This window comes from Streptomyces sp. NBC_00669, assembly GCF_036226785.1.
Lineage (GTDB): Bacteria > Actinomycetota > Actinomycetes > Streptomycetales > Streptomycetaceae > Actinacidiphila.
The window spans coordinates 5,286,185-5,297,487 of record NZ_CP109018.1; the positions used below are offsets into that span (position 1 = coordinate 5,286,185).

At 71.5% G+C, this 11,303-nt stretch carries 5 protein-coding genes; 2 read left to right on the plus strand and 3 right to left on the minus strand.

Features of this window, described 5'->3' with window-relative positions; translation table 11 throughout:
• Window positions 1-426: 426 nt before the first annotated feature.
• Together OG896_RS22175 and OG896_RS22180 are read left to right on the plus strand one after the other, a co-directional pair.
• On the plus strand, window positions 427-2,322 hold the full coding sequence (locus tag OG896_RS22175; protein WP_329367943.1) for a MinD/ParA family ATP-binding protein: 1,896 nt from the start codon (window positions 427-429) through the stop codon (window positions 2,320-2,322).
• Window positions 2,323-2,816: 494 nt separating this feature from the next.
• The gene (locus OG896_RS22180) at window positions 2,817-5,633 is read left to right on the plus strand and encodes an AAA family ATPase (protein WP_329367945.1); all 2,817 of its coding nucleotides are present in this window, start codon (window positions 2,817-2,819) and stop codon (window positions 5,631-5,633) included.
• Window positions 5,634-5,797: 164 nt separating this feature from the next.
• Here the strand turns inward: OG896_RS22180 and OG896_RS22185 are convergent, their stop codons facing one another.
• The 3 genes from OG896_RS22185 to OG896_RS22195 all read right to left on the minus strand — a co-directional run bounded on the left by OG896_RS22185 (window position 5,798) and on the right by OG896_RS22195 (window position 11,302).
• The gene (locus OG896_RS22185) at window positions 5,798-6,631 is read right to left on the minus strand and encodes a methyltransferase domain-containing protein (protein ID WP_329367947.1); all 834 of its coding nucleotides are present in this window, start codon (window positions 6,629-6,631) and stop codon (window positions 5,798-5,800) included.
• Window positions 6,624-8,009: a cytochrome P450 gene (locus OG896_RS22190; RefSeq protein WP_329367950.1), complete on the minus strand. Its 1,386-nt coding sequence runs from the start codon at window positions 8,007-8,009 to the stop codon at window positions 6,624-6,626. Before OG896_RS22190 ends, OG896_RS22185 begins: the two co-directional genes overlap by 8 nt.
• Window positions 8,010-8,185: 176 nt before the next feature.
• A complete protein-coding gene (locus OG896_RS22195) occupies window positions 8,186-11,302 on the minus strand; it encodes an NHLP bacteriocin export ABC transporter permease/ATPase subunit (RefSeq protein WP_329367952.1) in 3,117 nt (1,038 codons plus the stop codon).
• Window position 11,303: the final 1 nt, after the last annotated feature.

An 11,303-nucleotide genomic window follows, 5' to 3' on the forward strand; every position in this document is an offset into this window, starting at 1 on the left:
GGCCGGCAGCGGATTGTGGACGGAGTGGGGTCCACCAGTACATCGTGGGCGCGGGCCGCGTCGCGGAAAGCGCCCGGAGACCGCGGAGTTCAACGCCCCGAAGGCCCTCGTCCACCTCTACCCGGCTATCGTGGGCTGCACGGCCCCCTGTTCTTGACCGTCGTCAGATACGTTCATGATCACGGTCGCCGTCCGCATCCCCCCAGCAACTCACCCGACCTGCGTAGACACCCCAACGATCAAGACTTCGCAGCTGCCGTAGGGCGCTTCCCTCCCACATGATCGTCCGCTATAACACAAACGGCGATGCGCGGGCCTGTGAGGTTCACGATCGGTTGCCTAGGCTTTCCCTGAACGGGGCAGGGGGCGGCGACGGACTGTTTGGAAGGGTGCGGAGCGGTTGAGGACAGCAGACCAGGAGGCAGCGTGAGCAGCGATCGGGACTACAACCGCGCGGGCGGGGCCGGTCCTGGCGACGACCTGTCAGAGTCCGACCGCACCAGTGAGTTGACGATCAGATCGCGGCTGCCCACCTGGTACATGGTGAGCGCGCCGGACGCCGCCGAGCCGGACACCGCGGAGCCCGAGGACGCGGTGCCCGGGCCGACAGCCGCGGCAGGGACGGCCGGGGCGGCCGGGGCGGCGGCGTCGGTGCCGGCGGCCGCACCGCAGGAGCAGCAGTCGCAGGAAGAGGAAGAAGAGGAAGAGCCGCGCACGCAGATTCTGCGTCGGCCCGTCCTCCAGGGCGGTGCCGGTTTACCGCAGAACCAGCAGCCGCAGCCCGGGACCGCGGGAGCGCCGCAGCGGCTGCCCGCGCGGAGCGGATACGGGTTCCCGCAGTCGGACCAGCCCGCGGCGCCCGGCCTGCCCGCGGCTCCCGTGGTGTCCGGCCCGCCCGCGGCTCCCGCGGCTCCCGTGGCGCCCGCGCCCGTGACCGCGATACCCGCTGCACCCGCGGCACCTGCTGCGCCCGCGGCACCTGCTGTGCCCGTGGCACCCGCTGCGCCCACGCCCGCGACCCCCGCCGCGCCGGCGGCACCCGCGACTTCCGGCCCGCCGGAACCACCGACGGGCACCCCGCAGCCGGGTGTCACGCCCGGCGACCCACGGACCGAGCAACCCGGAGTGCCGCAGGGATTCGGCCCTCCCGTCGACCCGCGGGCCGGTGGCTGGCCGACGGTGACGCCCGATCAGCGCCAGCGCACCACGCAGGGCGGCGCGCCTCTCGGCTACACCGCGGCGGTCGAGCTGAGTTCGGAGCGGCTGCTGCGCAACCAGCCGAGGCCGAAGAAGCCCGGTGCCAACGCGCAGCCGTCCCGGTTCAAGCTCGGCGGCAAGAAGGAGGAGGCGGAGCGGAAGCGGAAGCTGGAGCTGATCCGTACGCCGGTGCTGGCGTGTTATCGGATCGCGGTCATCAGCTTGAAGGGTGGTGTCGGCAAGACGACGACCACCACCGCGCTCGGCTCCACCCTCGCGAGCGAACGGCAGGACAAGATCCTGGCGATCGACGCCAACCCGGACGCGGGCACGCTGGGCCGCCGGGTGCGCCGGGAGACCGGCGCGACCATCCGCGACCTGGTGCAGACGATCCCCTACATCAACAGTTACATGGACATCCGCCGCTTCACCTCGCAGGCGCCCTCCGGTCTGGAGATCATCGCCAACGACGTGGACCCGGCAGTCTCCACGGCCTTCAACGACGAGGACTACCGCCGCGCCATCGACGTGCTGGGCCGCCAGTACCCGGTGATCCTCACCGACTCCGGCACCGGCCTGCTCTACAGCGCGATGCGCGGCGTCCTCGACCTGGCCGACCAGCTGATCATCGTCTCGACACCGTCCGTCGACGGCGCGTCCAGCGCCAGCACCACCCTCGACTGGCTGTCCGCCCACGGCTACGCCGAACTCGTCGCCCGCAGCATCACCGTCATCTCCGGCGTCCGCGAGACCGGCAAGATGATCAAGGTCGACGACATCGTGGCGCACTTCCAGACCCGCTGCCGCGGAGTCCAGGTCGTCCCCTTCGACGAACACCTCGCCGCCGGCGCCGAGGTCGACCTCGACATGATGCGGCCCAAGACCCGAGAGGCGTACTTCAACCTCTCCGCCATGGTCGCCGAGGACTTCGTGCGGGCCCAGCAGGCACAGGGCCTGTGGACGCAGGACGGCAGCAACTCACCGCCCGTACAGGCGCCGTCGATGCCGGGGCAGCCCGGCTACCAGGGCCAGCAGCCAGGCCAATCCGGTCAACCCGGTCAACCCGGCCAGTATCCACCGCCCAACCCGCAACAGGGCTACGGCTACCCGCCACCTCAGCAGTAGCCACCCGCCGCCGAAGCCGGTGAAAGGCCGTCCCCGTGCCGTCCGCACGGGGGCGGCCTTTCACGTGTTGGGAGATCGTCCACCCTTTGGGCCGGCGGCGGGCGGAGCCGGCGCTCCCCGCCGCCATCGCCAGAAACGATCATCTCGTGATCAAATCAAGGAGATTTTGCGAAGTTGTGGAGTGCATGACGATGGGGTGGCCGGACCGTCACGAAGACAACCTATGGTGAGAGGCCGGCCTGACAGCCGTGCAGGCCACCCGCTTCAGCTCGACGAACTCGTCCGTGACCACTGGAAGATCGAGACCCTGCACCATGTTCGCGACCTCGCATTCGCTGACGACGACTCTCTCCTGTGGACCGGCAACACCCTCCGTATGAAGGCGACATGGCGCGAGTTCCCCGTCGCGGCCCGCTGTACTGCCGGAGTGAAGAACATCGCGGCCGGTCCCCGCATCGCATGCGGAGCAACAGGGGTTGAGGTGAGGAGGCTCCGTGCAGCCTGAACGTGTGTCGGAACTCTCCGACCTTCTGACCCGTGCGCGCAGTGCCAGGGCAGGCAAGGGCAACACCGTTCTGGTCCGGTCCGTCTCGGGCATGCGATGTTCCACCTTCCTCGCCGAAGTGGCCGAACGGGTAAGGCGCTTGGGCAGCGTGGTGCTGAGCACGTCCTGTTCCCCTTCGGACGCACACAGCCAACTCGGGGTTGTCCGCCAGCTCGTGGCCGCCGCACTCGAGGTCGCCAACAGGGACCGGGCCACCGAGGACGAGGAGTTCCTGCACGGCGTGCTCGAAGGCGCCGGCCCGTTCGACCATCGGCTCTTCGAAGCCCTGCGGGAGGTCTTCGCGCGAGGCGCGCGCCGGCAGCCCCTGGTCGTCGTCGTCGATCACATCCAGTGGATGGACGAGACCTCACTGCGCTGGTTCGCCTATCTGGTACGGCACTTGAACAATCTGCCGGTCCTGCTGGTCCTGGCCTACCGGACCGACGAGACCGCGGTCGACCGCAAGCTGACCGACGACATATCCAAGCGGGACCAGTGTTTCACCCTCACCCTCAGCCCGCTCTCGTCGCACAGCGTACGCGAAGTGGTGGAGGCCGCCTACTCCGGGCAGGGGTGCGACGACGAGTTCGTGCAGGTCTGCGCCGAGACGTCCCGCGGGCGCCCCTCCCGCCTGGACAAGCTGCTGGCGTCCCTGACCGCCGACTTCGTGCCCCCTCGGGCGTCGCAGGTCGAGCAGATACGGCGCTGCGGTGCACGAATAGAGGCCGAGGCCGCCGCCGACCGGCTGCTGCGCCAGCCCGTCCACCTCCGGGAGGTCGCCGAGGTCGCGACGGTGCTCGGTGAAGAAGGCGACTGCGCGGTGATCGCGGACATGCTCAACCTCTACGGGGACGCGATCAGCGGACTCATAGCGGAGCTCACCCCGGTGGGGATCTTTCGCGAGACGGGCGTCTCCGGCCGGTACCGTTTCAGCAGTGCGGAGCTGCGGAGCCTGATCCACCGTGACATGTCCGCCGATGCGCGGCGCTCCCTGCACATGCGGACCGCCCGGCGGCTGAACGATCTGGGGGCCCCGCTGGCGCAGGTCGCCGAGCACCTGCTCCAGGCCGACATGTCCGACGACGCGTGGGCGTGCAGCGTGCTGAAGGAAGCCGCGGACGACGCCCTGAAGACCGGCGACCCCAAGACGTGTGCCAAGTACGCGCGGCGGGTCCTCCGGGACAGGATTCCGGACGAGGAGCGCGCGGAGGTGCTCTGGCTGCTGGGCCGCGCCGAGGCGCTCTTCGCGCCCGCGGCCGCCGACCGCCATCTCGACGAGGCCGTCCGGCTGTTCTCCGATCCCGCGCTCCAGGCGGGGGCGATCGTGGAACGTGCCCACGCGCGAGTCCTGCGGCCGGGCAGCGCCGAGTCGGCTCTGCGTCCGTCCCGGACCGTGCTCGCCCACGTCGACCACAAGGCGTTCGCCGAACTCGGCGACTCCGAACTGCGCCTGAGCGTGCAGTCCCTGACCCACACGGTCCCTGCCGAGGGCCGGGCGGCGGCCCTGGAGGCGCTCGGCGGTCCCACCCTGAGCATCAACCTCGGAGTCACGCCCGGCGAGCGGGAGTTACTCGCCTCCATCGCCGGCGATCTCGCGTGCAGATCCGAACCCTGCGATGTCCCGCTGGAGCTGGTGCACCGGGCGCTGGCGGGCGAGCGGCCGTCCGGAAGCGCTTCGATGGTGCTGCTGCTGCGATGTATCACGATACTGACGTGGGCAGGCCATCTGCGGGAAGCGCAGCGCTGGGCGGATCACATGCTGACCGGAGCGCTGGCCACGGACGCGCTCTTCCCGCGGGTGATCGCCCTTTGCCAGCGCGCCAAGATCGCGGTGCGGATGGGCGACCTTCCGGTGGCGCTCGCCGAGGCGGAGCAGGCGCTGGCGCTCACCACCGAACATCACGAGGTGAAGAGCTGCCGTGCGGTCGCGGTGACCGAGGTCGCCAGGGCGCGCGGGGCGATCGGCCACTACGAGGGGGCCGTCGACCTCCTGCAAGGACTCCACGACCTGCCCGCGAGCACCCTGGGCGTGCGGGGGATGTTCCGCCTGCACCTGGGTGACCTGCGGGGCGCACTCGCCGACCTGATGGAGTGCGGGCACCGGCTGGAGGCGCTGGGGATCGTCAACCCCGCCTTGAGCGACTGGCGCAGCCTCGCCGCGCGGGCGTGGAAACAGCTCGGCAACGACAAGGAGGCTCGCGAGCTCGCGGAGGCGGAGGTCGAACTGGCCCGCCGCTGGGGCGATCTCGCGGTGGTGGGCCGGTCGTTGCGCTCGCTGGGGGAGGTGAGTTCGGGGGCGGCGGCGGAGCGCGCGTTCGCCGAGTCCGTGGCCCTTCTCGAACAGACCGACGCCCGGCTCCAGTTGGCGCTCTCACTCGTCGCGGCGGGCCAGGCGCACGGGCACAACGGCTCTCTCGCACAGGCCAGGCGGGCGCTGCACCGGGGGATGCTGCTCGCCGAGGAGTCGGGGGCGCGTTCGCTCACCACCGAGGCGCGCAAATCGCTGCTCGCCGCGGGGGGACGGCTTCGGCGCACCCCGGCGTCCGGAGTGCCCGCCCTCACGCCGACCGAGCACCGCGTCGCCATGCACGCCGCCCGGGGGCGGACCAACAGGAGCATCGCCGACCTGCTGCACATCACCCCGCGCACCGTCGAGGTCCATCTCACCCGCGTCTACGGCAAGTTGTCCATACCGGGACGGACCGCCCTGGCCGACGCCCTCGGCGTCAACTGCGCCGGGAGCGGGAACAAGCGCGTCAAGTCCTGACGGAACGCGGTCCGTGACAGGGCCGGGCCGCACCTTCCGGTGTAGGCCCGACCGGCTCGCGCCCGCCGCCGGCCGGGCCCTTCCCGACCGCCGGCGGGCGCAAGGACCCCTGGACCGTGGGAGATTGCGCGCCCCCTTGACGCCGGCCGGCGGCCGCCCCGGGTCTACCGCCGTCCCACCACGGCGAACCCCAGCAGCAGGACGAAGCCGTCCCGCGCCACGAAGTTCTGCCAGGCGGTCATCGCCCGCAGATACGCGGTCAGGCTGAGCGCGCCCCGCTCGACCAGCGGCAGCAGCCGCTCGGGGGAGAGCTGCGGCGCCAGGGCGTCCAGCCCCACTTCGTCGCTGGTGTAGGCGAACGGCTGCACGGTCACGTCCGTGAACCCGGCGTCCCTGAGGATGCGGGGCAGTCGCCTGGCGATCAGCCGGTCCCCGCCGTCCGCGGACTGCGCGGCGCCGAGGGCGCGGTACGCCTCTTCCGAGAAGCCGGACAGATCGGGCTCCGCCGTCCCCCACAGTCCGGCATCGACGTCGATCACGGCAAGGTGCCCGCCGGGCCGCAGCACCCGGCGCAGTTCCCGTGCGACGCCGATCGGCTCCGGCAGGTGCTGGAAGACGTACCGGGAGAGCACCAGGTCGAACGTCTCGTCCGCGAACGGGGTGTCGCCGACATCGCCCAGGAACAGCTCCGGTTCCGGTCCGCCCGTCCCGCGGGCACCCGCCCGCTCCAGGAGTCCGGGGTGCGCGTCCAGGCCGACGACCCGGGTCCCCGGCAGCGCGGCACTCAACTCCGCGGTCACCGCGCCGTTTCCGCAGCCCGCGTCCAGCACCGCCCCACCACCGGAAGGCGCCAGGGGCCGCAGGATGCGCCACTCGTGGGCCCAGGTCAGCGCGGCCTGGTGGTCCAGCCGCGTGACCTCCTGCTCGAAGCCGCCCAGCTCCTCTTCAGGGCGGTAGCTGCGAGCGGCCGGTCCCACCTGCTGTGCCGCGTCATCCATGGCGCCGCTCCACCTGCATCAGCAGGCCGTCACGCGGCCGCAGGGTCACCAGCGCTTCGGGCACCACCGTGGTGCCGGGCGCCTGGGTCAGCCGGAGCCGTTGCAGGACGACCGTCAGCACGAGCATCGCCTCGGTCGTGGCGAACGCCTGCCCGATGCAGACCCGGGGCCCCCCGCCGAACGGCAGGTACGAGTGGCCCGCGCGGGCATGCTGCTGCTCGGCCTCGAACCGCTCCGGCCGGTACTCCTCCGGCGCCTCCCAGTGGTCCGGATGCCGGTGCAGCGTCCAGGGGCTGACGCACACCAGCGTGCCGGCGGGGATACGGAGCCCGCCGAGCGTGTCGTCCTCCACCGCGAGCCGGGAGATCAGCCACACCGGCGGGAACAGACGGATGGCCTCGTCGAGGCACTGCCTGGTGTAGACCAGTCCGGACAGGTCCGCGGCGGTCGGCAGCCGCGTACCCACCACCCGGTCGATCTCCTCCCGGACCCGCGCCGCGTGCTCGGGGTGCCGGTCGAGGAGGTGGAGCGTCCAGCTGAGGGCCTTGGCGGTCGTCTCGTGACCGGCCATCACCATGGTCAGGACCTGGTCGTGCAACTCCTGGTCGGAGAAGGCGTTGGCGTGCTCGTCCCGGGCGCCCAGCATGGCGTCCAGCAGGTCCCCGGGGTGCTCGTCGGGGCCGGTCAGCCGCCGGGCTCCGATCATGGTGCCGACCACCCGGTCCAGGAAGCCCTTCGCGCCCGTGTACGCCCGGAGCCGGGCCCGGAAGTCCGCGTCCTGGGGCGGGGTCCCGTCGAAGTGGCCGATGAACCGGTTGATGTCGTCGACGGCCTGCCCGAACCCGCGCCCGGCCGCGGTCAGTTCGGAGCCGAGCAGCGCGGAGGCCACCACCCGCAGCGTCAGCGCCGTGAAGTCGTGGTCCACGCGAACGGCCTCGCCCCGGTCGGCCGCCTCGCCCCAGGCGGTGGCCAGATCGACGGCCGCCTCGACCATCAGGCCGTCGAACGACTCCACCGCCACGCGGCGGAAGGACGGCGCGGACAGCCGCCGCTGGCGTTCCCACTGCGCGCCGTTGCTGGTGAGCAGCCCCTTTCCGAGCAGGGGGGTCAGCATGAAGTCGTCCGGCGTGCCGGCCTTGGTGTAGTTGGTGTAGTTGTCCTTGAGAATGTGCTGGACGAGTTCGGGCGAGTTGGCGAACCACACGTTCTGGCCGCGGGTGCGATGGCTGCACAGGTCGCCGTACTCGCTGACCAGGTCCTGCAGAAAGGCGAGCGGGTCCGCGCGGATGCCGGCCAGCTCCAGGTCCTCTGCCGGTCCTGGGGGACGATCGTCGGAGCCGGCTGCCGGGATGACGCCGGACGTGGAGGGGCGGGGCATGACAAATCTCCTTCGGAACGGGCAGGTCGGGGATCACGCGCCCGGCACGACCGGCCACCGGCCACGGCACCGGGCGGTGCCGGGCGCCGGCATGACGGCTCGGAGGCCGCATGCCGGCGCCCGTCGCACCGGCGGGCCGGGCCGGCGGGGCCGGGCAGGCCGCAGGTGGCAGCGGGTCAGGACATCTGCCGCTGGACGAGGCGGTAGAACATGCCGTCCTTGTCCTGAAGCAGCTCGTCCGGGCTGCCGGACTGCACGAGCCGGCCGGCGTCCAGGACCAGCACCCGGTCGGCCCGCATCACCGTCGACAGCCGGTGGGCGATCACGATGCGGCTCGCGTTCAGCCGCCGCATGCTCTGGGTGACGATCTCCTGCGTGCGGTTGTCCAGCGCGCTGGTGGCCTCGTCGAAGAAGAGGATGCGGGGCCGGCCGATCAGCGCACGGGCGATCATGAGCCGCTGTCGCTGGCCGGCCGACAGCGTCGTCGCCCCTTCGGACAGGACGGTGTGCATGCCCATCGGCATCCGTCCGAGGTCCTCGTCGAGGCCGGCCATCTCGGCGGCCTCCCAGGCTTCGTCGAGCGAGTAGTTGCCCATGCCGCAGATGTTGGACAGGATGCTGCCGGCGAACAGCTGCCCGTTCTGCAGCACGACACCGCACTGCCGGCGGACGGCCGTCACGTCGAGCGACGACAGGTCCATGCCGTCGTAGAGGACCGCTCCGGTGGTGGGCTCGTCGAAACCGATCAGCAGCCGCAGCAGCGTCGACTTCCCGCACCCCGTCGGACCGACGATGGCGACGAACTCCCCGGGCCGAGCCTGGAAGCTGACATCGTGCAGCACCGGCGGCGTGTCGTCGTGGTAGCGGAAACTGACGTTGCTGACCTCGATCTCGCCGTAGAGGTCGCCGGGCGACTCCTTGGCCGCCGACACCTCCGGCACCTCGGAGATCACCGGTTGCAGGCCGTCGAAGAGCGGTCCCACGGCCGATGCCATGGTGACGCTTCCGGTGATCTGGATGCAGGCCGCCAGCATCATGCCGTAGGCGCTGTTGAAGGTCAGGAACCCGCTGGTGGACAGCTGGTGGCTGGCCGGGCCGCCGACGAGCGCGAACAGCAGCAACGAGCACACCAGCAGATAGCCGGAGTTGAAGATCGTGACCACGTTCTGCAGGCGGCGGGCACGGGAGGACAGCCGCCTCGATCCGGCGAATCCCAGCGCCCAGTGGGAGAACGCCCGGTCCTCCGCCACGGCGACGCGCAGCTTGGACAGGCCGCCGAGCATCTGGAAGAGGATGCCGGCCAACTTGTGGTCGTGCTCGGTCAGCAGCTTCTGCCACTTGGTCTGCTTGATCCCCACGATCAGGCAGATCAGGCCGCCGCCGAGTGCCAGGGCCAGCGCCATCAGGGCCAGCGGGACGCTGTAGAAGAACAGCAGGCTCATGTTGGTGATGAACATCAGGCAGCCCAGCACCACTTGGGTGGTGATGCCGGACAGCACGTCCCGGATGGTGCTGATGCCCATCGCGGAGTTGCTCAACTCGCCGGTGGAGGTCTTGTTGAAGAAGGAGGTGGGAAGCCGCAACAGCCGGTCCCACACCGCGGCTTGGGCCCGCGCCTCGAAGCGCCCCTCCAGCCGGAGCAGCGACAGGTTCTGTACCGCCGACAGGACCGCCGAGAGCAGGGCCGCGGCGAACAGCACCACGCACACCTGCGTCAGGGGCCCCCGGTCCGCATGGGGCACCAGGACGCCGAGCACCTTACCGGTGAGCACCGGGACCAGCAGGCCCAGCAGCGCCGCGCCCAGTCCGAGCCCGATCATCATCGCCGCGTCGCGGGCGCTGCCGCGCAGCCCGAAGCGGATCAACGCGTTCCGGTCCAGGGGTTCGTCCGGCAGCGGCGGGTAGAACATCCACGCGATCGGCTCCAACCGGGCGGCGTAGGAGCGGCCGACCCTCGTGGTCCTGCCGCCCGGCTCGCGGACCTGGTACCGGCCACGGTGCCAGATCAGTGCCACCGGGGTGCGCTTGCTGACGTTGATGTCCGACGGGCCGCCCGGCCCTTCGGTGGCATCCGAACCGAGGTGGGCGAAGAGCGGCCCCAGGTCGGTTTTCCACCAGTCGCCGTCCAGGCGGACCTCGCGGGTGCGGAAGCGCGAGGACACCGCGATCCGCTCCACGGGGCCCAGCCGGGAGTCGGATGCCTCCGACGTGGAGGTGCGGGTGACCTCGACGCCCGAGGCGTGCCCGACGACGCGGGCCACCGCCAGATAGGTGTCCTGGTCGGCCGGGTCGAAGTCGCCGCTCCCCGACAGGCGGAACGGGTCGAGCACCGATGCCAGAGCCTGCGAGGAACGCTGGAGCGTCTCGGCGTCCAGCCTCCGCCGCTGGTTCATCTCCCGGCGGGCCGTGGACCGCCGGCTGTGCATCCGATCGGTCAACCGGCGCATGAGAAGGCGCTGCTGGGACAGCACCTCCTCGGCGAAGCCCGGGTCTGCCATGACCTCCGGGGTGCGCAGTACGCCCACCGTCGCGCCGTCCGCGGAGCGCACCCAGTCCGACTCGGTGACCAGGAACCGCTTGGTGACGCCCCGGCCGGGCCAGCCCATGGTGGCGAACGGGTCATGGGCGGGCGGTGCGGGCTGCGCGGGGGGCTGTGCGGGGGCGGGAGCCGGGGCGGGGGCAGGGGCGGGCCGGGCGGACCCGCCGGACTCGTCGAAGTCGGTCAGCGCCAGTGCGACGGAACCGCGGATCACCTCGATCCACACCACACCGTCGACCGAGCGTGCCATGGCACCGGGCGGCAGCAGGGCGCGGCGCGACCCGTCGGCGTTGTCCGTCTCCAGCGGGACGAACTCCCGCGGCGGCAGTTCGGTCCGCACCGCGTCGGCCAGTGCCACGAACCCGGCGTCCAGTCCGTCCGCCAGCAGCTTCGCCAGCCGGCTCGCCGGCGCGCCGGCACCGTATCCGACCCGCGGGAGCGCGACGTTGAGCGCCTCGCCCAGCGTGCAGGACTGCACGGCGCCCCCGGGCAGCGGTTTGCCGACCAGGGTCGGCCCGTCCAGCCGGGCGCCGCACAGTACGCTGCCGGTCCCGACCCGGCACAGGAAGGTCCAGCGTCCGCCCTCCTCCTCGCTGGCGGCGAAGAGGTCGAGCATGCCCTCGGTGACGAACCAGATGCGCCCGGGGTCGGCCAGCGCGAAGACGCCGTCGGTCCGGGGGCTGAGGACCGTTGCGAGCTCGGACAGATCCATCGCGTCCGGGCCGTAGTTGATCGAGAAGTGGGATGTGCTCACG

Excerpts from the sequence above, each read along its gene's own strand:
- OG896_RS22185 (WP_329367947.1), bottom strand. The coding sequence starts at position 6,631 with ATGGATGACGCGGCACAGCAGGTGGGACCGGCCGCTCGCAGCTACCGC.
- OG896_RS22190 (WP_329367950.1), bottom strand. The coding sequence starts at position 8,009 with ATGCCCCGCCCCTCCACGTCCGGCGTCATCCCGGCAGCCGGCTCCGAC.